Origin of the sequence: Acinetobacter johnsonii CIP 64.6 (assembly GCF_000368045.1) — a bacterium.
In the GTDB taxonomy this organism is placed as follows: domain Bacteria; phylum Pseudomonadota; class Gammaproteobacteria; order Pseudomonadales; family Moraxellaceae; genus Acinetobacter; species Acinetobacter johnsonii.
On sequence record NZ_KB849229.1, the window covers coordinates 91,921 to 112,461 of the forward strand.

Genomic DNA, 20,541 nt, shown 5'->3' on the forward strand with positions numbered 1-20,541 from the left:
TCCTCTTATTTCTTCATCTTTTGTGGACGTTGATAGTTTTCTTTTTCAACTTGCTTAGAGCGTTCTACCGCTAAACTATTCTCTGCAACATCACGGGTAATGGTTGAACCTGCGCCGACGGTTGCGCCGTTGCCAATCGTGACAGGTGCAACCAATGAGCTGTTGGAACCAATAAATGCAGCATCACCAATGATGGTTTTAAATTTATTTGCACCATCATAATTACAGGTAATAGTCCCAGCACCAATGTTCGAGCCTGCACCAATTTCAGCATCACCTAAATAGGTAAAGTGGTTGGCTTTTGAACCGAAGCCAACGCTGGTGTTTTTAACTTCAACGAAGTTACCAATATGCACTTCAGCAGCCAGTTTTGCACCTGGACGTAAACGAGCAAAAGGACCAATCTGCGCATCTTCACCGACCATAGCATTATCAAAGAGGCTATACGGCTGAACTTTTGTACCTGCTGCGATCTTGGTGTTTTTGATGATACAACCTGCACCAATTTCTACATGGTCGCCGAATTCACATTCGCCTTCAATAATCACATTGATGTCGATGCGTACGTCTTGCCCAACGATTAAATTTCCACGAAGGTCAAAGCGACTTGGGTCAATCAGATGGACACCTTGCTGCATGAGCTTTTTGGCTTGATCTGTTTGAAATTGACGTTCTAATGCGGCGAGTTGGATACGATCATTCACTCCTTCAACTTCGAAGGCTTGTTCAGGCTCAACCGATGCGACTTGCATCCCATCAGCTAAGGCCATTGCTACAATATCAGTCAGGTAATATTCACCTTGCGCATTGTTATTGCTTAAGCGTGGTAACCACGCATGTAATTTGGCATTGCTGACACAGTAAATACCGGTATTAATTTCTTTAATCTGGTGCTGCTCTGTGGTCGCATCCTTATGTTCAACAATCGCCTGAATCTGACCATTCTCACGCACAATACGGCCATAACCAGTTGCATCGGCTAAAGTTAAAGTCACTAGGCCAATGCCTGTCTCGGCTGTTGCATTGAGTAATTTTTGTAGTGTGTTTTGAGAGATGCAAGGTACATCACCTGATAAAATCAGTGAGCTACCTTCCTGTGGAAGGACAGGGAGTGTCATTTGCACCGCATGGCCAGTTCCGAGTTGCTCTGCTTGTTCCACCCATTCAATCTTTTCATGAGTAAACGTTTCTTGAACTCGTGCACCGCCATGCCCATAAATTGTAATAATATTGGCTGCATTTAATTTTTTTGCAGTGTCGATGACATGACCCAGTAAAGGACGTCCTGCAAGTGGTTGTAATACTTTTGGTAAAGAAGAACGCATACGTGTTCCTTTACCTGCAGCAAGAATAATAACAGTCGTTGACATGTTGTAATCCTAAAAATGGCCTAAGCCACAGTGAAATAAAAATAAATCCAAATACAAAGCGCAGCCCATAGCCCTGCAATCAGGTCATCGAGCATAATGCCAAAACCACCCTCGACTTTTTGGTCAATGACGCGAATTGGCCAAGGTTTCCACACATCAAAAATACGAAATAAAACAAAACCCAGCAGTAGCCAGAGCCAATTCATTTGCCCTAAATATAGAACAGGTAAAAAAGTGATGGACTGGCCAGCAAACTCATCCCATACAATACGCCCATCATCATGTACGCCCATCACTTTGGCGGTATGCCCACAGATATAAATACCAATGAGAGACATGAGGAATATGGCAATAATGGTGTTGGATAAGCCAATTGCAAGCCAAATCGGGACAAACAGCAGCGCGAAGGCAGAACCAAACGTTCCAGGTGCTTTAGGTGCTAGCCCTGAGCCAAACCCTACACCGCAAAACACGATGAAACGGTCATACCAAGACATCTGACGAAAGAGGATAGGGGGCTTATGCAAAGTGTTGATATCCATTAAATTGCAAGGAATGGTCTAAGCCATTTTGTTGAAAACGCAGACCACTTTCGGCATCAATTTTTCCAATGACACTGATGCTGCTATGGTTTTGTTGTTGCAAAAGTTTTTCATAATTCTGCGGACTTATTGTAAAGCATAATTCATAGTCATCGCCACCCGCCAAAGCATATTGCCATTGTTGTTCTCGTGTTACATCTTGTAGAGCGGTGTTGATTGGCAGTTGATCAAGTTGTAGGGTTGCGCCCACATGGGATGCTTTTAAAATATGGCCGAGATCTTGTGCTAAGCCATCCGACACATCAATCATACTGTGCGCCAAGCCTTTGAGCGCCTGACCCAGTTCACAGCGTGGGGTGGGGTAGTCCAAACGTTGTTGCAGAGGGTGGCCTAAGTGCTGCAAGGCAAAAGCAGCATCACCGACAGTGCCACTGATACAAATCAAATCACCCACTTGCGCGGCAGATCGAGTGACGGCTTGACCGATATCGACCCAGCCCAGTGCAGTCACGGAAATAGTGAGATGTGGGCTTTGGGTGGTGTCTCCACCAATTAAACTCACGCCAAATTGATCACAGCAATCATATAAACCCTGACTAAAGCCTTTGAGCCAGTCATGATCAATTTGGGGTAAGCTCAAGGCCAATAAAATACTCTGAGGTTTCGCGCCCATTGCGGCGATATCAGATAAATTGACTGCGACAGATTTCCAGCCAATCGCATGTGGGCTGGTATCAAGCGGGAAGTGACGTCCAGCAACCAAGGTATCGGCACAAATGACCAATTGTTGCTGCGGTGGTGGGGTGAGCAAGGCTGAGTCGTCACCGACGCCTAAATCGACAGAATGAGGACTCTGACGATTAAAATAGCTATCAATGATCGAAAACTCAGCCATACAACAAATCTACTACTGTGAGTTCGCTTGTTGCTTTTCTGCTGCACGTAAAGTTGTTGCTAAACGATCTAATACACCATTGATGTATTTATGGCTGTCGGCACCGCCAAAATGTTTAGCAAGCTCGATCGCTTCGTCTAAAACCACGCGATACGGGACTTCAAGGTGTTCCTTGAGTTCATAGGCGCCTAAGCGAAGAGTTGCTAGTTCCACGCCGTCAAGCGCAGAAACTTCGCGATCAAGCACAGGGATTAAGAGCGCATCCAATGCTTCATGATTGGCAACCACTTGGGTTAACAATTCATGATAATAGCTCAGATCCACTTTGTGCATGGCATTTTCCACACGCGTACGTGCTTCGATCTCATGGACTGGATTGTGGCTCATTTGCCATTCGTAAATTCCTTGTACAGCAAAGCGACGTGCTTTACGTTTTGCTGCATAAGTTGCTTGCAATGTTTGCGACATAGCGTTAAATAGCCTTTAACAAGTTAACCATTTCAATTGCAGTAAGAGCAGCTTCGCCGCCTTTATTACCTGCTTTTGTACCCGAGCGTTCAATCGCTTGTTCAATACTATCCGTAGTCAATACACCATTAATCACTGGAAGACCAGATTCTAGGCCAACCACGCCTAAACCTTTGGCACATTCACCTGCAACAAAGTCGAAGTGAGGCGTGCTACCACGAATCACAGCACCCAGTGCAATGATGGCATCGAAGCGTTCAGACGCCACTAATTTTTTAGCCACGACAGGAAGTTCCCACGCGCCTGGTGCATGAACAACAGTGATATTATCCTCTGATACACCATGACGTTTCAATGTATCAATTGCACCTTCTAATAGATGTTCGACAACAAAACTATTAAAACGACCCACTAAAATCGCATAACGGCCTTCGCTAGCGAGATGTAACATACCTTCAATACGGCGAATTGCCATAGCAACCTCGATGATTTTTTAAGTTGTTTGATGTGCGGTGATATATTCCACCACTTCTAAATTGAACCCAGAGAGTGCATTAAAGCGTAAAGGCGAGCTCAAAAGCTTCATCTTTTCTACGCCTAAATCACGTAAAATTTGTGCGCCAACCCCAATGGTTTGGTACTGCTGAGATAAAGCAGCATTGGATTTGGTTGGTTTTGGTGCTGTAAGGCTGTCTAAGGCTGGGCCTAAGTCTTGTAAATGACGCTGACCAATCCAGACTAAAACACCACGATCGCTGCTTGCGATTTCTTGCAGGGCTTTGTCGAGATTCCATGCTGGCTCGCCGTCTTTTTTGTTGAGCTTGAGCAGGTCACGAACAGGGTTGAAACCATGGACACGAACGGTCGTTACCCCTTCTTTCGGTTCACCTTTCACCAAAGCCAAGTGAATATCTGGATTGCCTAATTCGCGGTAACGGTATAAGTCAAACGTGCCATATTCGGTATTAATGCTTTGCTGATCAATGCGTTCAACCGTTTGCTCGTTGGTCATACGATAGTGAATCAGATCCGCGATGGTGCCAATTTTTAAACCATGCTTTTCAGCAAAAATTTCAAGATCGGCACGACGCGCCATCGTGCCATCTTCATTGATGATTTCACAGATGACCGATGCAGGCTCTAGACCCGCTAGGCGAGATAAATCACAACCTGCTTCGGTATGACCTGCGCGGTGTAGAACGCCACCAGGCTGCGCCATCAATGGGAAAATATGTCCTGGTTGAACGATATCTGATGGTTTTGCATGTGCCGCTACTGCCGTTTGAATAGTATGCGCACGTTCTGCAGGTGAAATCCCTGTAGAAATACCTTCTGCCGCTTCAATGGAGAGCGTGAAGTTGGTGCCATGTTGTGCGCCATTGGCATCGACCATCAATGGAAGATTCAATTGTTTACAGCGATCACGGCTGAGCGTTAAGCACACCAAACCACGGGCATGGGTGATCATAAAGTTGATGTCTTCTGCGCGAACATGGGTCGCTGCGATAACTAAATCACCTTCATTTTCACGATCTTCGTCATCCATCAGGATGACCATTTTACCTGCACGGATATCTGCAACTAGCTCTTCAACGGTATTGAGCGGCATCAACCTTCACCTTCATCGTTGTCGCCATGGACGACATATCATTTGTTTTCATTGGCACATAGTTTAAGCTTTTTTCAGGCTTTTGCCTATGTGCGAATCATTTCCTTGAGTCGTCCATTGTTATACACAGTCAGTCCCAGCTTGAAAAGATGCCTTTATTTTAAAAAGCTGAAATGTGCTTAGTCTTTAAGCGATTGAAAAGCATAAAAAAGAAAAATCTTATCGAAAATAAGTCAATCGGCGCAGTAAATAAGGGGTCTAGACAAATGTTGTGCTATGGGCGGCGTGTGGTTGAGCGTTAGAGTACCTTCTTTTTTGAATTTGACCATCAGGTTCAGTTTTAGCAGGGTACTGCAACTAATGAATCAGACCGGGGTGGATATTTGCGTTCACTCATCGGGTGGAGGATGAGTCAAAAAATATTGAATATGCCGAGTGAATAATCAGACGATTCGTCATCTATTTTTGATTTGTACTATAATTCGTCTTTTTTAATCCTCTGGATTATTTCTTCTGTGATGTCCCTACTTGCTCAATATTTTGCACAGCAACAATTTTGCGTATTGGTTGAATACTTAAGCTCGCACCAAGCCCAGTGGCCTGTGAAAGCTCAATTTGCAGGTTTTCCTGCGGCTATGACTCTGGCTGATCGGGTGCATGCGGATGATGATGAAGCGCCTTTGCAAGTCGCCAAACAGTATCCACAAGAGATTGAAAAAGTCATTCACTTTTCGGGGAAGGCACGGGATATACAAGACTTTGAGCAGTTTTTACAAGATGCAAAAACACAGGGTCAAAAGAACTTGTTGCTCTTAACGGGTGATAAATTAAAACAGCACTGCTATAGCCACGACCTAGAACCCCGAACACGTTATTTGGAGTCCGTGAATGCTGTCATGGAAGCCAAACGCCAAGGCGGTTTTCATATTGGTGTCGCGTTTAATCCGTTTAAATATGCTGAAGCGGAAAAAGAGGCGCAATATTTAAAACTGCATAAAAAGATGAAAGCAGGGGCCGATTATGTGATTACCCAATTGGGCTATGACATGACTGCTTTACAGGATGCGCATGCATTTTTAGCGCGGCATCAGTATGCGCAGAAAATTTTAGCTTGCGTCATGCCACTGACCTTGGCACGGGCCAAGTTTATGCTGAAACATAAAGTGGCTGGCATTGTGATCACCCCGCATATGTTGCAGGTGTTGCAACAGGAAAAAGAACAGAGTTTAAGTGATCACGTTTATATGCGCTGCGCATTACAGATTCTAATGTGTCGACATTTGGGTTTTGCGGGGGTGCATTTATCGGCTTGCCATCAGCCTGAAGAACAAAGCTTACTGGAGCGTTATATTGAAGAATATCGGCACTTGAGTTTTGCTGAGTGTGAACGACTTTGGAATACGCTTTGGCAGGTGCAAACCGGTACAGAGTTTCATCCGAAGCTGACTTATTATTCACGGCCTGCGACCTCAAGTCAGATTATTAAGTACCAACATCTGCATCTGATGCACGATGCTTTATTTGAATCTAAACTGGCCAAAGGCGTGGGGCGGTTTATTTTCAATTTCAATGTTTGGGATCGCTCGCGTGCCAATCAAGTACTACTGAAAACAGAACATTTGAGTAAACATGCAGTGGTGGGCTGTGAAAGTTGCGGTCAATGCCGTTTAGGCGAAACCTTGTATATTTGCCCTGAAACCTGTCCCAAAGGCTTGGCCAATGGGCCCTGTGGTGGAACCAGCTTAGACTGCTGTGAATTTGGTGACCGTGAATGCATTCACTCAGTCAAAGCACGCTTAGCCAAAGCCGTTGGACAAACCAAGATCTTAAAAGAAAAGCTGATTCCGACCGTGTCGATTGCGGTGCGTGGAACCAGCTCTTGGAAAAATTGGTATGTGGAGTCTACTGGCTGAAATCAGCTGTCCTGATCCATGGCATTGGAATAGAACTTTTGTCCGAGTTTGATCCGTTCACGGCCTTGACTCATGCGCCAACGGTTGCTATCCCGCAGTGAATACACACAGCCGCAGTACTCTTGTTGATAAAACTCTTCACGTTTGCTGATGTCCAGCATGCGTACCGCACCGCCATGCTTGCGCCAGTTGTAGTCCCAGTAGTGAATGCCTGCATAATGTGAAGCAGAACGGTGGCCGCACTCATTGATCTGCTGCATATTCTTCCAACGGGAAATACCGAGAGAGCTGCTGATTAGACTAAAGCCATGTTCTGCCGCATATAACGCTGTCCGTTCAAACCGCATATCAAAACACATGGTGCAACGGATCCCTTTCTCTGGCTCATTTTCCATACCTTTAGCGCGTGCAAACCAGTTGTCTGTGTCGTAATCACAGTCAATAAATGGAATGTGATGTTTTTCTGCAAAGCGAATATTTTCTTCTTTGCGAATCAGATATTCCTTTACAGGATGAATGTTGGGGTTATAGAAAAAGATAGAAAAATCGATACCTGATTCAATCAGGGTTTCCATGACTTCACCTGAGCAAGGCGCACAGCAGGAATGCAAGAGCAGTTTGTCATGACCTGTGGGGAGGCTAAGTTTCTGACGTTCGAGCTTCGACATATTGAATGGTTTTTATCTATTTAAACCAGACAGTTTAAAACGTCTAACGAGTGGATCAACGGCGATTGGATGAGGAATTCTCAGGATGAGCTGATGAATTTTCATGATTAAAATCGACTTTAGCAGATGATAAGGACCTGTATTGGGCGCTGTAGATGAGTAGAGAGAGAACATTTGAGAGGCCCTAACTTGCATAATGGAGCGAGATTCGTCATCATTTACACAAAGGGTGTTTAACAGTTGTGTTAGATAGGTATTCGTTGAAGGCGGGCCACTTCAACAGCATGAAAGAGAGTATCTAGCTGTGCTTCATTTTTTTACTACGCCTTCCAATAAGGAATTGGAGTGTCGTCATAATTTTCAGTATGAGACCGATATGCGTTTGATCCAACGCTGTAAATTTCTTGAAGATCAAGATGAGAAAAAAGCCATTCAACATCTTTTAAAAGAACGGGGTTATACCAAAGCTGAGATTTTAAAGCTCACCATTGATGGTTAAATCTAAGATTTAAAAAAAGCTTCCTAGTCGGAAGCTTTTTTGTTTTTACATGTTCTATTTGGCTTCTGACCAGTTTGAGAGACAAGTGACTTTGGCTCGATATTTACATAATGCTTCACGTGGAACATAAAAAAGCCCGAAGACTAGGGTGGTGAGAAGTTCTGCTGTCAGCACGGTATGCTTTTTCAGCGCTTAGCCCCTCAATTTCGATGAAAGATCAGAATCATCAGTTCTCAATATTTGAGCTGAATTTAACTCAGCTACAAGAGCATGCTGCTTGATCTCACATGATTTCGTTGTATCAAAGTAGAGATATCACAAGAGTTCGATGCATAGCCACGAGTTAAATAGGACAGTTGGTGGGCTGGATCGGTCGTTTTACCTCTCAAAAAACTGAAGGAATCACGCTTCAACCTAGGCATGATTAAGAGATGGGCTTAAAAGTCATCCACAGTTATAAAACAAAGCCTTACTTCGATTGGCGCACATGTACGGATCATGAAGATTGTGAATTTGAATGCTTAAATTTTTTCATTCTCTGTAAATGGGGCGAGTGTTTTTGTTGCAGATCATAGATATTAAAATGAAATAAACTAATTAAAAATATATTAAGGTGAAAAAAAATAAGTGAATCTCACTTTTATAGGTTAAGCTATACCGTATTCATCAAGATTAAAAAATTGGGCTGTGCCAGATGTTAGAACTCCGCCATTTAAAAACCTTAACCGCTTTAAGAGAGCATGGCTCATTGGTGGCTGCTGCGGGAGACCTATGCTTAACGCCTTCAGCTTTGTCGCACCAGTTGCGTGAGTTAGACCAGTGGTTTGGGGTTGAAGTGGTGAACCGTCGTAGCCGTCCCGTTAGCTTTTCTAATGTGGGACAGCGTTTGTTAAAACTAGCGGATGAAGTGTTGCCGCAGGTGCAAATTGCACAAAGCGACATCACTCGTATTGTGCATGGTCAAACTGGACGTATTACTTTTTCCTCAGAGTGTCATAGCTGTTTCGATTGGTTAATGCCGTTGTTAAATCAATATCGCCAACAGTATCCCGATGTTGATCTGGACTTCGCTTCAGGTTTTGAGGCCAATCCGCATGAGTTATTGCAGACAGGTGAATTTGATTTATTGATTACGGCCGACCCGATTGCATTAAAAGGGGTAGAGTATTTCCCGATTTTTGAGTATGAATCGCGTTTGGTTTTATCCAATACCCATCCTTTGGTTCGTGCCAAAGATATTACCGTGCAAGAACTTGCAGAAGAAACCTTGGTGACCTATCCAGTGGATAAGCACCGTTTAGATATTATGTCGCGTCTGTTTATTCCGGCCAATATCCTGCCGAAACAGATCCGCACCACCGACCTCACCCAAATGCTGATTCAGCTGGTAGCCAGTGGGCGTGGCATAGGGGCATTACCCGATTGGGTGGTGAACGAATATGAACAGAAGGGTTGGGTGACTTCGCGTCGTTTGGACTGCGTAGCGCCTGAAGGTTTACGTCGGACTCTCTATGCAGGCTATCGTACTGAGGAAAAAGAGAAGGATTATTTCGAAGGCTTTTTAAAACAACTGGATAAATTTGCCAAGAAAAGAACGCAATATTATATCTAGTTGCTCTTGTTTTAAGGAGGAGGATCAGCGTTGCTGCATCCTCCTTTTTTGAACCCGTCAGCGCTTGTTATTTTTTGTGAAAAATGTGGCTCAGTGCTATAATTGCGCGCCTGATAATTTGTCAACTTTTAAACACTGATCATGATGATGCAACTCCACGTATCCCGCTTGAATATGAGCTTGGTTGATCAAGAATTATCAGCTATAGAACACATTCCTGCGATGCAACGCCGACGCTTATCGCGCCTAGCAAAGCTGGCGTTGAATAGTGCAATACAGACTTTAAATACCCACAAAGTCGATTATATTGTGTGGGTGTCGCAATATGGCGATGAAGCAAAAACACTAAATATTTTAGAAGATGTATTAAGCGAGCAAACGCCTTCACCGACTCAATTTTCAACCTCGGTACATAATGCAATTTCAGGTTTATATTCCATTTTATGTCAGGATGCGACACCTGCGACCAGTTTGGCGGGTTCGTGGAATGATGGGCTGATTGAAGCCTATGCGTGGTTAAAAACAAGGCCAGAAGCCTGTCAGGTTTTGCTGGTGTATTATGATGAAGCCTTGCCTGAAATGTATATCGAGCATCAGCCATTTGCTGCTTTTGCGATGGCAGCGATGATTTCATTAGCGCCTGCAAATTTGATGTTGACGCCAAAGCATACGGATGCAACGCCAGCGTATCAGCAGGCTTTAGCATTTAATACGTTTTGGAATAATCCTGAGCAAACTGAATCTGAAGCGTGGACGAAATGCTGAAATTAAATCGAATCAAGCAACAAGCCAACTATGTTTGGCGCGTTGGGGCGACAGGATTTAGCTTTGCCAGCTTTGGCTTAGGCGGCGTGGCGATTGGTGGTTTGATTGCGCCGCTGGTCAAGCTGAGTTCAGCCGACCTTGAGCTTCGAAAGCAGCGTACTCAAAAGGTGATTAAGCACAGTTTTAAAGGTTTCACCGAAATGATGGTGAAACTGGGCATCATGACCTATACGGTTGAAGGTTTAGAGAAATTACAAAACAGTCAACAAGAGTTGGTCATTGCCAATCATCCGACACTGATTGACGTGGTGGTTTTAATTGGTTTAATGGAACAAGCAAACTGCGTCGTCAAGCAGGCGCTGTGGTCAAATCCATTTACCAAAGGCCCTGTGCAAAGCGCAGGCTATATTTTAAATGCAGGTTCTGAACAATTTATTCAGGACTGCGTACAAAAATTACAGCAAGATCATGCGGCGTCTTTGTTGATCTTTCCTGAAGGGACAAGAACAGCAAAAGGCGAGCAGCTAAACGACTTTCAGCGCGGTGCAGCCAATATTGCCTTACGTGCAGGTGTACCAATTCGCCCTGTGCTGATTAGCTGCACACCATCGACCCTGACCAAAAATGAAAAGTGGTATCACATTCCAGAACAGCCTTTTCATATCCATGTGAAAGTGTTGGATGCGATCCGAGTGGAAGACGTATTGGATGATGTAACGGTCAATCCCAAAAATGTGCGTCAATTAAATCAACAATTACAGTGGTTTTTTAACCAAGAGTTATCCCTAAATGAGCAATCTTGCTGATGAATTAAAGCAAATGATTATTGATGTCCTCGCCCTTGAAGACATCCGTATTGAAGATATTGATACAGACGCGCCTTTGTTTGGTGATGGTCTGGGTTTGGACTCGATTGATGCTTTAGAACTGGGTTTGGCATTGAAAAAGCGCTATGGCATTCATTTGAATGCAGAGTCCGCAGATACCAAAGAACATTTTAAATCAATTCAAAGCTTAGTGGCTTTGGTTGAAGCACAGAAAACAGCATAAGAGGTTGCTATGCTTGCACAAGAAACCGTGTTAGAAAAATTACGTGAGTGGATGGAAGAGCTGTTTGAAATTGCACCTGAAGATGTGCAGTTAGAATCAAACTTAGCTTCAGACCTCGATGTTGACAGTATTGATGCCATTGATTTGGTCGTAAAAATTAAAGAGCTGACAGGCAAACAAGTCAATCCTGAAGACTTTAAAAATGTACGTACCGTACAAGATGTGGTGCTCGTGATTCAGAATATGTCTGCTGCATGAACAATATTTTAAAAGGGATAGCAGGGGTCGGATTGATCCTCTATCCTTTTTTTGTAGCTTATGCTTTGGCACATGGACAGTATGTCTGGGTCAGTGCGGTATTGATTGTGCTAGGCATCCTGCGCTTATTGAGTAAGGGCAATGCCTTGCTGTGGCCATTGACGGGTTTTGCCATTTTATGTGGCGGGCTGAGTTTGATTTTAAAAGATCATGCGTGGCTTAAACTCTATCCTGTCTTTATGAGTCTCGGGGCACTATTTATTTTTGCCAGTACCTTGATTCGACCGCCTTCAATGATTGAACGTTTTGCACGTTTGGCAGAACCTAATTTGCCCGAAGAAGGGGTAGAATGGACCCGTCAAGTGACCAAAGTTTGGTGTGGTTTTTTCTGCATCAATGCGGTCATTGCCCTGATCACTGTTTTCTTTGCACCGATGAAGATTTGGGTGCTGTATAACGGCTTGATCTCTTATGTCTTGATGGGTGGGTTGTTGCTGGGTGAATTTGTGTTGCGTAAATGCCAGCAGCGACTGCATCAGGCACAGAAATAACAGCATCTTCGTCAGGGCAACTGAAATAGTGGCCTCGAACTATCGCGATTAGAAAAACGGTTTTAAAAACAAATTATATGTCTTGTCATTTTCAACACCATCTCCATTCATCACGTCCCTTGTGTATTCAGGCGGACTCTAGTTTTGTGTCCTTTCACACTTTTTGGTTGGATGTGGCTGAACAGGCTGCGCAAATTCAGCAGTTGGAACAGCCGGTATGGGCGCTTTGGCAAGAAGACAGTTATGAGTTTTTAGTATTGTTGTTTGCAGCCTTGCAAGCAGGTAAACAAGTGCTATTGCCGCCGCATCGGGTCAGCGACTTAGAAAAAGAATTGGCTGAACAGCAGATTTACTTTTTAAAACGTTTGCCGTCGACAGCAGAGTCAACCTTCGAGCTTCAATTTGATGCGGCCTTTTTCAATCAGGCGCAGTTGTATTTTTATACTTCGGGCTCAACTGGGCAGCCGAAAAAGATTCCGCGCACTTTGCAACAACTGTTCAATGAAGTCTGTGGTTTAGAAGCCAGTTTTGATTTGCCTGAGCAAGCGGTTGCGATTGCCACGGTGAGCCATCAACATATTTATGGTTTGTTGTTTAAGTTGTTGTGGCCCTTAGCCAGTGGACGCAGTTTCTATCAAAAACAACTGGCTTTCCCTGAAGATGTGGTCGATCTTCAAAAGAAAATTGCCCATGTGCAGCTGCCCAATTATGTAATTTCTAGTCCTGCTTTGCTGAAGCGCTGGACCACAGATGTGGTATTGCAAGACAGTCAGATGGTCTATTCCTCTGGTGGAAAGTTGGATGCCGGCGTGCGTCCCTTGCTGAACTGTCCGATTACCGAAGTGTTTGGTAGTTCTGAAACAGGCGGGATTGCCCACCGTCAGGCAGATGATGCATTATGGACACCCTTTGCCAATGTCGAAATTGAATATGCTGAGCAGCAAGAGTTAGCCGTTAAAACCAACCATGCCTTTAGCACGGATTGGATTTTAACCGGGGATAAAGTGCAGGTTGTGGATGCAGATAATCCCAAAAGTCCATTTCAGTTATTGGGGCGTTTGGACCGCATTGTTAAACTTGAAGAAAAGCGGTTAAGTCTCGATGCGATTGAAGCGAAAATCGCTGAATTGGTCGAAATAGAACAATGTCATGTCTTAATTCATGAAAAAGAACAGCGTCAGATTTTGGCGGTGGTGGCAGTGTTGACGGAGGATGTTCGGGCACTGCTCACCGAAAAGGGCAAAGCCACCTTTACCGCACAACTGAAAAAACAATTACAACAAAAACTGGAAAGCATTGCGATTCCGCGGCAGTGGCGGTTCTTAACGCAAATGCCACAAAATGCACAATCGAAGCTGAATAAACAGTATTTAAAATCACTCTTTCAGCCGATGAGCTTGCCTGTGGTATTGACGCAGCAGTCTCACGATATGCAGATCAGTTATGCTTTGGAGTTTGTGCCTGAGCTGGAATGCTTTAAAGGCCATTTCCCGAACTTCCCGATTTATCCGGGCGTGGGACAAATTGGTTTTATCCAGCATTTTGCCAAACAAAACTGGGCAGATTTACTGTGGTGTAATGGTTTTGAGCAGTTGAAATTTCAAGGGCTAATCCAACCCTATCAAACGGTGGAACTGGTGCTCAGCCGTAAAGCGCATAAGGTCAGTTTTGAGCTGAAAAATCATGACAAAATATTGGCATCAGGACGTTTGCTGTTTGCTGTGCCTGTAGACGTTTAAGCCGAGAGACAAAAATGAAACACTGCTTTGTGATTCCTGTGTATAACCATCCGCATTATTTGGCCGCGTTATTATCACATTTAAGCTCTTTTGAGTTGCCGATTATTATGGTGAATGATGGCAGTGATGCCGATTGTACGGCGGTGTTACATCAGCTTGCGCAGAACTACCCAAGGGCCGATTTGGTTGAACATACCTATAATCAGGGCAAGGGGCAGGCGGTGATCACAGGTCTCAAGCATGCCTTTCAATCTGGTTATAGCCACGCCTTGCAACTAGATGCTGATGGACAACATGACTGGCAGGATGTGCAACGCTTTTTAGACACCTCTATCCAGCATCCCGAAGCCATGATTATTGGTCAGCCGATCTTTGATGCGACTGTTCCAAAAAAACGTCTCTATGGCCGTTATGCAACCCATATTTGGGTGTGGATTAACAGCCTGTCTTTTGACATTAAAGACAGCATGTGTGGCTTCCGCATTTATCCTTTGGCGCAGACGGTAAACATTTTAAATACCGCCAAGTTTCAACCGAGGATGGGCTTTGACTCGGAAATTTTGGTGCGTTTGAAATGGGACAATGTGCCGTTTATCAATCTGCCCACGCATGTGATTTATCCTGAAGGCGGCATTTCACATTTCGATGTTTGGCGTGACAATTTGGGTATGGCGCGCGCGCATAGCCGCTTATTGGGTGGCATGCTGCGGCGGTTTCCCAAACTGATTTATCAGAGAGTCAAAGGCTAAGGCGGTCAGAGAAGCATATGCAGAAATGGAGCGCCGTGAAAGAGCGGGGCGGGATGTTACCGCTAATGCTGATGCTGGGTTTCTACCGTCTGGGTGGGCGCTGGCTGTGCCGAGTCATCTTATACTTTGTGATTTTATGGTATTGGCTCTTTTCCAATACTGCACGTCAGGCTTCACTGTTGTACTTAAAAAAACTGCATCATTTTGCAGGTGCGCAGTCGCCGTTTCAGGCTGAGCCGCAGCTGTGGCACAGCTATACGCATTTGATGCAATTTGGCGAATGTATTTTAGATAAAATTGAGGGCTGGCTCGGGCATATTCCTGAGCAGAACTTAAAGCTGCATGGTCATGCGCACTTTCGTTCGCATTATCAAAAAGGTGCGGTGATTGTGGTGTCGCATTTTGGCAATATTGAATTGTTACGCGCCGTCAAAGCAGAGCATCCGCAGAAAATTAATGTGTTGGTCTATCAAAAACATGCCACCAAGTTCAATGCATTTTTAAAAAAGCTGAATGAACATGCCGATGTCAATTTGGTTTCAGTGGATGAGCTAGGAATCGAAACAGCACTGATTTTGCAGGATAAATTGGATCAGGGTGAATGGGTGATTGTGGCAGCAGACCGCGTACCCGTGCAGTCGGATCGGGTACAATCGGTTGCTTTTTTGGGTGAGCAAGCGCTGTGGCCGCAGGGCGCATGGATTTTGGCCAGTTTGTTGAAAGCTCCTGTGCTGGCGGTGTTTTGCTATCGAGTTGATACACATTTTGAAGTGCATATTCACCAAGTCGCGGAGCAGTTAAATTGGCCACGTAAAGAGCGTTTAGAGGCCATGCAACAGACCACAAGGCAGTATGTGCAACTGTTGGAACAGCATTGCATACGCGCGCCCTATCAATGGTTTAATTTTTATAATTTTTGGAATAAAGGATAAGTCTTGTGTTAATTGTTGGGGAAACTCCGCTCAGTATTGAAGATGTTGTGGCTGTAGCGCGTAAAGAAAAACAGGTGGCATTGCCTACCTCTGCTGAATGGACAGCATTGATTCAACGCGGCGCAGATTTCCTTGATCAGCTGTTGCAAGACGAAGGCGTCATTTATGGCGTGACCACGGGCTATGGAGACTCGTGCTTAGTCGAAATTCCAGCCCATCAAGTGCATGAGCTGCCGCTACATTTGTCGCGTTTTCATGGCTGTGGCATGGGGCAAAACTTAGACTTAATTACAGCGCGTGCTGTGGTGGTGGTGAGGTTATGTTCTTTGGCACGCGGCTATTCGGGTGTTTCGCATGCCTTGTTGCAGCGTTTGGTCTGGATGCTGAATGAGGATGTGATTCCTGTGATTCCCTCGGAAGGTTCGGTGGGTGCCAGTGGGGATCTGACGCCTTTGTCTTATATCGCTGGGGCCTTGGTTGGTGAGCGCGATGTGTACTATCAAGGTCAGATCGTGCCGATTGCACAAGTGTATGCAGAAAAAGGCTTGCAGCCTTTGGTGATGCGTCCTAAAGAAGGTTTGGCCCTGATGAATGGTACAGCGGTCATGACAGCCATTGCCTGCCTGAATTATAAAAAAGCCGAACAGATTTCTTTTGCCAGTACTTTGATTACCGCACTGAATGTTTTGGCTTTAGAAGGGAATCCGAGCCATTTTGATGAAGTCTTGTTTGCGCAAAAACCACATCTGGGGCAGCAGCATATTGCAGCTCAGTTACGTGAATGGTTGAATAGTGAAGTACAAACCGAACACCAAAGTTCACGCCTGCAAGACCGTTATTCACTACGCTGTGCACCGCATGTGATTGGGGTGTTTGAAGACTCTAAATTGTGGCTGCGTCAGTTTATTGAAAATGAGCTAAATTCAAGCAATGACAACCCATTGATTGACCCTGTGAACCTGCGGGTACTGCATGGTGGACATTTTTATGGCGGACATATTGCCCAAGCCATGGACAGCCTGAAAATTATGATCGCGAATATTGCTGACTTGATGGATCGTCAGTTGGCACAGTTGGTGGACTATAAAATGAACAATGGTTTACCACGCAATTTAACGGGTTCTAGTCCTGAGCGCTTGCCCTTGAATCATGGCTTTAAAGCGGTGCAAATCGGGGTTTCGGCATGGACGGCAGAAGCCTTAAAACAGACGCTCGCTGCGTCGATTTTCTCACGCTCAACCGAATGTCATAATCAAGACAAAGTTAGCATGGGCACCATTGCTGCGCGTGATGCCAGTCGTGTCATTACTCTGACCGAACAAGTGGTTGCGGCACTTAGCTGTGCAGCAGTTCAGGCGGTTAAACTCAAAGGTGTAGATACAGAACTCAGCCCTGTTTTAACAGCATTTCAACACTGGGTGCTTCAGAGCTTCACCTATGTAGTGGAAGATCGTCCTTTGCAACAAGAGCTTCAAGCATTGGTTAATCGCTTTGAGGATTTAGAACTGTTAGACAGCGTTGCTGTTCAATATTCATAGGAAATGAGCATGCATGCTGATGTAATCATTGAAGTGCCCTTTCATGATGTCGACACAATGAACGTGGTGTGGCACGGGCATTATTTAAAATATTTTGAAATCGCGCGTTGCAAACTGCTAGATCAATTTCACTATAACTATAACCAAATGCGTGACTCGGGTTATGCATGGCCAGTGATTGAAAGTCATGTGCGCTATGTACAAGGTATTGAGTTTGAGCAAAAAATTCGCGTGCGCGCCATTTTAAAAGAATGGGAAAACCGCCTGAAAATTGAATATCTGATTTTCGATGCAGTTTCGGGCAGAAAGCTGACCAAGGGCTATACCTCGCAAGTGGCGGTGCACATTGAAAAACGTGAAATGTGCTTCCAGTCGCCACAGGTGTTGTTGGACTGTTTAAATGCATGGCCTGAGTTTAAAGCGGAGTAATGCAAGCATGATTCGATACAAATTTTTTAAGCCGATTTTGGTTGCGTGTACAGCCAGTGTGATGACTTTGCTTGCTCCCGCAGTGAGTGCACAAAATACTGAATTGAAGCAGGTGTTTGCTCAGCTCGGTGCAACGCCTGTGGTGCGTGCTCAATTTGAGCAACAGAAAAAACTGGCCTCTTTGAATAAAACCTATGTGTCCAAAGGCGCGGTGCTGTTCAGCAAAAACCAAGGGGTACTGTGGCAAATTCAAAGTCCAGTCAAAGCCGATTTGGTGGTGACACCGCGTAAGTTGGTACAAAAGACACAGCGTACTAGCAGTCAAATTGAAGTCGATAAGACTCCTTATGGCTCTGTAGCGACGATGTTTTTACAGTTGATGTCGGGCAATGAAGCGGCACTCGCTAAAAACTTTAATGTGGTGTCTGCCAATTACAGTCCGACGCAGTGGAATGTCAGCTTAACGCCGAAAAGCAGTCTGTTTAAAAAGCTTTTTGTTCAAGTTGATGCCCAAGGTCAGCGTTATGTGGATCGTATTACAATTTTGGAACAAGCCAATAACCGCACCATCATTCGTTTTAGCCAGCAAACGGCTCAACCTCAAACTTTAACGGCTGCGGAAAATGCACTTTTCCAATTGGCAAAATAAATTTAGCGCCCTTTGGCTGTTAGTGCTGTGTGTCATTGCTTTGGCACTGGGCGTGGCTTGGCTGAATAAAGGTATTAAGATTGAGACCAATATTTTTGCTTTGCTGCCTGAGGCACATCAGGATGTTCATCTGGAACAAGCACAGCAATATGTGAGTCAGCAGTTAAATGACAAAGTTTTTGTGGTATTGGATGCCAAAACGGATCAGCAACTCGAACAGGCAACGCAAGCACTCAAAACCCAAGCCGACCAAAGTCAGCTGTTTTTACCTGTTCGGCCGCAGCTTGATCCTGATCAATTTGCCCAAGCGCTGTATCAACACAAAGCAGGGCTATTATCTAAGACCGATCAGCAGATGGTGCAGGAGCAGGATGATGCCGCACTGACAGAGCAAAGCTTATTACAACTGATGAGTCCCGGCATGCCGATCACGGCTGAAATGCTCAAGCAAGATCCCTTGCTGCTGTTCCCGCGTTATGCAGTGGGTTTAAGCACTTTACAAAGCAATGCCAATATCAATTTAGAGCAGGGCTTTGCTACGATTCGTGATGAGCAAGGTATCTCGCGCCTGATGGTGCTTCAGCTTAATAACAGCCCTTATAATATTGCCTACCAAGAGCAGACCGCTGCGTTTATCCAAAATATCAATCAGCAACTCAACCAGTTGCAGGTCAAGCCGCATTGGACAGGTACGCTGTTGTTTGCACAGTTCGGAACCAACTCTGCCAAAGAGGAAATTTCCACCATTGGCGTGGGTTCGACCATCGGGATTTTGCTTTTGGTCTGGTTTGGCTTCCGTTCAATACGACCGATGTTGACGGAAATGGTTGCAGTCGGCACAGGCAGCTTAGTGGCCTTTGCTGTGACCTATTGGGTTTTCGGCGAAATTCACCTGATGACACTGGTTTTTGGTGCCAGTTTGATTGGGGTCTGTGTCGATTTTTCATTTTACTTCATGGCCATGCAGTCTCAGCACCGACAGATCGATGGATTTACTGTTTTAAAACCATTATTGCCGAGTTTATTTGTGGGGCTAATGACCACGCTGTTGGCCTATGTGGTGCTGAGTTTTACCCCATTTCCGGGCTTTAAACAGATTGCGGTCTTTTCCATGGTTGGACTGAGTGCCGCATGGGTGACCAGTATTTTACTGCTGCCACGTTTGCCTGCGTTGAATGCGGAACCTGCGATACGTACTTTGGGCTTTATTGGCAAAGCACGCAGTTATGTGCAGAGCCACAACACGCTACGTTATGGCATGATTGCACTAATTGTACTGGTGACAGGCAGCAGCCTCGCCTTCCTGAAAAGCAATGATGACATCCGCAATTTGCAAAGTATGGATGCCACCTTAAAGCAGGAAGATCAATATATTCGTTCGCGTTTTATGCAACAGCAAAGCAGCGAATATTTTGTGGTACAGGGCAGAACCCCAGCAGAGTTAGAACAACATGAACAACAACTGCTGGCAAAACTTGCTCCCTTGCAGCAGGCTGGAAAGCTAGATGCTGTACAAGCTTTAGGGCAGTGGATTCCATCGCTTGAGCAGCAAAAAAAGAATGTTGAAATGTTACAGGCGATTCCTCAGCCGGCTTTAGTGAAATATGCGCAAGCGTTACAGCTCAATGCAGCGGATGTTTTAAACTGGCAAGCGCATTTAAAAGACCAACCGTTGCTGACTGAAGCCGTCTTTAAAGACCATCCCCTGCATTTTCTACAGATGAGTCCGACGCAACGTTTGGTGATGCTGCAAAATGTGCATGACGTCAAAGCCGTGCAACAGCTTGAAACTGCGGATGTACAACTGTTACGTCCAGTTCATCAACTGTCTGAATTGTTTAAACAGCACCGTGAGCAGGCACAGTGGCTATTGCTCAGCGCTTTGATGATTTTAGCCATTGGCTTAGGGGCACTTTATGGCAAAAAATCCATTCTGCCTTTGGTGTTGCCTGTCAGTATGGCTCTAATGACCACGTTTGCGATTCAAGCCTGGCTCGGTGTCGAGATTAATTTATTCAGCATTATGGGTACCTTCCTGATCATTGGAATTGGGGTGGACTATGCGATTTTCTACCGTCACGGACATGATCATCCACAAGTGGTGGGTATGGCTTTGTTTCTGTGCATGATGTCGACGTTCTTTGGTTTTGGTTTGCTGTCCTTTAGTCATACTTATGCCATTCACAGTTTTGGCTTAACAGTGTTGCTGGGCGTTATTTTTTCATTTATTTATGCCACACTTTTTACATCCTCCGATGCGAAACATGTGGTGGTTCAACAATATCAGCCAAAGAGCTGAGTCAAA

The 20,541-nt window shown here is 44.9% G+C and carries 22 protein-coding genes; 15 read left to right on the plus strand and 7 right to left on the minus strand.

Annotated elements, in window-relative coordinates:
- Window positions 1-5: 5 nt before the first annotated feature.
- Genes glmU through ribBA form a run of 6 tightly spaced genes read right to left on the minus strand, consistent with a single transcriptional unit; the run spans window position 6 to window position 4,884 of the window.
- The gene (gene glmU, locus F986_RS00415; protein ID WP_004684285.1) at window positions 6-1,370 is read right to left on the minus strand and encodes a bifunctional UDP-N-acetylglucosamine diphosphorylase/glucosamine-1-phosphate N-acetyltransferase GlmU; all 1,365 of its coding nucleotides are present in this window, start codon (window positions 1,368-1,370) and stop codon (window positions 6-8) included.
- 20 nt (window positions 1,371-1,390) lie between these two features.
- Window positions 1,391-1,912: a phosphatidylglycerophosphatase A family protein gene (locus F986_RS00420; protein ID WP_004684286.1), complete on the minus strand. Its 522-nt coding sequence runs from the start codon at window positions 1,910-1,912 to the stop codon at window positions 1,391-1,393.
- Window positions 1,890-2,807 carry a thiamine-phosphate kinase gene (gene thiL / locus F986_RS00425; protein WP_004684288.1) on the minus strand — a complete coding sequence of 306 codons (918 nt, stop codon included), beginning with the start codon at window positions 2,805-2,807 and terminating at the stop codon, window positions 1,890-1,892. Before thiL ends, F986_RS00420 begins: the two co-directional genes overlap by 23 nt.
- 12 nt (window positions 2,808-2,819) lie before the next feature.
- The gene (nusB, locus tag F986_RS00430) at window positions 2,820-3,275 is read right to left on the minus strand and encodes a transcription antitermination factor NusB (RefSeq protein WP_004684291.1); all 456 of its coding nucleotides are present in this window, start codon (window positions 3,273-3,275) and stop codon (window positions 2,820-2,822) included.
- Between the two features lie 4 nt (window positions 3,276-3,279).
- Complete coding sequence (gene ribH, locus F986_RS00435) at window positions 3,280-3,750, minus strand: 6,7-dimethyl-8-ribityllumazine synthase (RefSeq protein ID WP_004684294.1); 471 nt, start codon at window positions 3,748-3,750, stop codon at window positions 3,280-3,282.
- Between the two features lie 18 nt (window positions 3,751-3,768).
- Window positions 3,769-4,884, minus strand: a complete 1,116-nt coding sequence (ribBA, locus tag F986_RS00440; protein ID WP_004684295.1) for a bifunctional 3,4-dihydroxy-2-butanone-4-phosphate synthase/GTP cyclohydrolase II — start codon at window positions 4,882-4,884, stop codon at window positions 3,769-3,771.
- Window positions 4,885-5,402: 518 nt separating this feature from the next.
- On the opposite strand from ribBA, the gene F986_RS00445 reads away from it, so the two are divergent.
- Window positions 5,403-6,797, plus strand: a complete 1,395-nt coding sequence (locus F986_RS00445; RefSeq protein ID WP_004684296.1) for a methylenetetrahydrofolate reductase C-terminal domain-containing protein — start codon at window positions 5,403-5,405, stop codon at window positions 6,795-6,797.
- Between the two features lie 2 nt (window positions 6,798-6,799).
- Here F986_RS00445 and F986_RS00450 read toward each other — a convergent pair whose 3' ends face one another.
- Window positions 6,800-7,465 carry an epoxyqueuosine reductase QueH gene (locus F986_RS00450; RefSeq protein ID WP_010325597.1) on the minus strand — a complete coding sequence of 222 codons (666 nt, stop codon included), beginning with the start codon at window positions 7,463-7,465 and terminating at the stop codon, window positions 6,800-6,802.
- 376 nt (window positions 7,466-7,841) lie between these two features.
- Between F986_RS00450 and F986_RS18660 the strand changes: the two genes are divergently transcribed.
- The 14 genes from F986_RS18660 (at window position 7,842) to F986_RS00515 (ending at window position 20,535) form a co-directional block, all read left to right on the plus strand.
- Window positions 7,842-7,964, plus strand: a complete 123-nt coding sequence (locus F986_RS18660; RefSeq protein WP_004684300.1) for a hypothetical protein — start codon at window positions 7,842-7,844, stop codon at window positions 7,962-7,964.
- A 694-nt stretch (window positions 7,965-8,658) separates the two neighbouring features.
- Window positions 8,659-9,576 (plus strand): LysR family transcriptional regulator, encoded by a 918-nt coding sequence (locus F986_RS00455; protein WP_004684302.1) that lies wholly within the window; start codon window positions 8,659-8,661, stop codon window positions 9,574-9,576.
- Between the two features lie 144 nt (window positions 9,577-9,720).
- Window positions 9,721-10,341 (plus strand): beta-ketoacyl synthase chain length factor, encoded by a 621-nt coding sequence (locus tag F986_RS00460; protein ID WP_026056371.1) that lies wholly within the window; start codon window positions 9,721-9,723, stop codon window positions 10,339-10,341.
- Window positions 10,335-11,147, plus strand: coding sequence for a lysophospholipid acyltransferase family protein (locus F986_RS00465; RefSeq protein ID WP_004684307.1), 813 nt, complete (start codon window positions 10,335-10,337; stop codon window positions 11,145-11,147). Before F986_RS00460 ends, F986_RS00465 begins: the two co-directional genes overlap by 7 nt.
- A complete protein-coding gene (locus F986_RS00470; protein ID WP_004684308.1) occupies window positions 11,131-11,391 on the plus strand; it encodes a phosphopantetheine-binding protein in 261 nt (86 codons plus the stop codon). The genes F986_RS00465 and F986_RS00470 overlap by 17 nt, the downstream gene beginning before the upstream one ends.
- A gap of 9 nt (window positions 11,392-11,400) precedes the next feature.
- Window positions 11,401-11,649, plus strand: a complete 249-nt coding sequence (locus tag F986_RS00475) for an acyl carrier protein (protein WP_004684310.1) — start codon at window positions 11,401-11,403, stop codon at window positions 11,647-11,649.
- Complete coding sequence (locus F986_RS00480) at window positions 11,646-12,200, plus strand: COG4648 family protein (protein ID WP_004684312.1); 555 nt, start codon at window positions 11,646-11,648, stop codon at window positions 12,198-12,200. The genes F986_RS00475 and F986_RS00480 overlap by 4 nt, the downstream gene beginning before the upstream one ends.
- Before the next feature lie 77 nt (window positions 12,201-12,277).
- Window positions 12,278-13,939, plus strand: coding sequence for an ApeI family dehydratase (locus tag F986_RS00485; RefSeq protein WP_004684313.1), 1,662 nt, complete (start codon window positions 12,278-12,280; stop codon window positions 13,937-13,939).
- A 14-nt stretch (window positions 13,940-13,953) separates the two neighbouring features.
- Window positions 13,954-14,688, plus strand: a complete 735-nt coding sequence (locus tag F986_RS00490; RefSeq protein WP_004684315.1) for a glycosyltransferase family 2 protein — start codon at window positions 13,954-13,956, stop codon at window positions 14,686-14,688.
- Window positions 14,689-14,705: 17 nt separating this feature from the next.
- Window positions 14,706-15,620 carry an LpxL/LpxP family acyltransferase gene (locus tag F986_RS00495; protein WP_004684317.1) on the plus strand — a complete coding sequence of 305 codons (915 nt, stop codon included), beginning with the start codon at window positions 14,706-14,708 and terminating at the stop codon, window positions 15,618-15,620.
- Between the two features lie 5 nt (window positions 15,621-15,625).
- The gene (locus F986_RS00500) at window positions 15,626-17,158 is read left to right on the plus strand and encodes an HAL/PAL/TAL family ammonia-lyase (protein WP_004684319.1); all 1,533 of its coding nucleotides are present in this window, start codon (window positions 15,626-15,628) and stop codon (window positions 17,156-17,158) included.
- A gap of 9 nt (window positions 17,159-17,167) precedes the next feature.
- Complete coding sequence (locus F986_RS00505; RefSeq protein WP_004684321.1) at window positions 17,168-17,587, plus strand: acyl-CoA thioesterase; 420 nt, start codon at window positions 17,168-17,170, stop codon at window positions 17,585-17,587.
- 7 nt (window positions 17,588-17,594) lie between these two features.
- A complete protein-coding gene (locus tag F986_RS00510) occupies window positions 17,595-18,236 on the plus strand; it encodes a LolA family protein (RefSeq protein WP_004684322.1) in 642 nt (213 codons plus the stop codon).
- On the plus strand, window positions 18,211-20,535 hold the full coding sequence (locus F986_RS00515) for an MMPL family transporter (protein ID WP_004684324.1): 2,325 nt from the start codon (window positions 18,211-18,213) through the stop codon (window positions 20,533-20,535). The genes F986_RS00510 and F986_RS00515 overlap by 26 nt, the downstream gene beginning before the upstream one ends.
- Window positions 20,536-20,541: the final 6 nt, after the last annotated feature.

Coding starts and splice junctions, on each gene's coding strand:
- glmU (WP_004684285.1), bottom strand. CDS start 1,370: ATGTCAACGACTGTTATTATTCTTGCTGCAGGTAAAGGAACACGTATG.
- F986_RS00420 (WP_004684286.1), bottom strand. CDS start 1,912: ATGGATATCAACACTTTGCATAAGCCCCCTATCCTCTTTCGTCAGATG.
- thiL (WP_004684288.1), bottom strand. CDS start 2,807: ATGGCTGAGTTTTCGATCATTGATAGCTATTTTAATCGTCAGAGTCCT.
- nusB (WP_004684291.1), bottom strand. CDS start 3,275: ATGTCGCAAACATTGCAAGCAACTTATGCAGCAAAACGTAAAGCACGT.
- ribH (WP_004684294.1), bottom strand. CDS start 3,750: ATGGCAATTCGCCGTATTGAAGGTATGTTACATCTCGCTAGCGAAGGC.
- ribBA (WP_004684295.1), bottom strand. CDS start 4,884: ATGCCGCTCAATACCGTTGAAGAGCTAGTTGCAGATATCCGTGCAGGT.
- F986_RS00445 (WP_004684296.1), top strand. CDS start 5,403: ATGTCCCTACTTGCTCAATATTTTGCACAGCAACAATTTTGCGTATTG.
- F986_RS00450 (WP_010325597.1), bottom strand. CDS start 7,465: ATGTCGAAGCTCGAACGTCAGAAACTTAGCCTCCCCACAGGTCATGAC.
- F986_RS18660 (WP_004684300.1), top strand. CDS start 7,842: ATGCGTTTGATCCAACGCTGTAAATTTCTTGAAGATCAAGATGAGAAA.
- F986_RS00455 (WP_004684302.1), top strand. CDS start 8,659: ATGTTAGAACTCCGCCATTTAAAAACCTTAACCGCTTTAAGAGAGCAT.
- F986_RS00460 (WP_026056371.1), top strand. CDS start 9,721: ATGATGCAACTCCACGTATCCCGCTTGAATATGAGCTTGGTTGATCAA.
- F986_RS00465 (WP_004684307.1), top strand. CDS start 10,335: ATGCTGAAATTAAATCGAATCAAGCAACAAGCCAACTATGTTTGGCGC.
- F986_RS00470 (WP_004684308.1), top strand. CDS start 11,131: ATGAGCAATCTTGCTGATGAATTAAAGCAAATGATTATTGATGTCCTC.
- F986_RS00475 (WP_004684310.1), top strand. CDS start 11,401: ATGCTTGCACAAGAAACCGTGTTAGAAAAATTACGTGAGTGGATGGAA.
- F986_RS00480 (WP_004684312.1), top strand. CDS start 11,646: ATGAACAATATTTTAAAAGGGATAGCAGGGGTCGGATTGATCCTCTAT.
- F986_RS00485 (WP_004684313.1), top strand. CDS start 12,278: ATGTCTTGTCATTTTCAACACCATCTCCATTCATCACGTCCCTTGTGT.
- F986_RS00490 (WP_004684315.1), top strand. CDS start 13,954: ATGAAACACTGCTTTGTGATTCCTGTGTATAACCATCCGCATTATTTG.
- F986_RS00495 (WP_004684317.1), top strand. CDS start 14,706: ATGCAGAAATGGAGCGCCGTGAAAGAGCGGGGCGGGATGTTACCGCTA.
- F986_RS00505 (WP_004684321.1), top strand. CDS start 17,168: ATGCATGCTGATGTAATCATTGAAGTGCCCTTTCATGATGTCGACACA.
- F986_RS00510 (WP_004684322.1), top strand. CDS start 17,595: ATGATTCGATACAAATTTTTTAAGCCGATTTTGGTTGCGTGTACAGCC.
- F986_RS00515 (WP_004684324.1), top strand. CDS start 18,211: ATGCACTTTTCCAATTGGCAAAATAAATTTAGCGCCCTTTGGCTGTTA.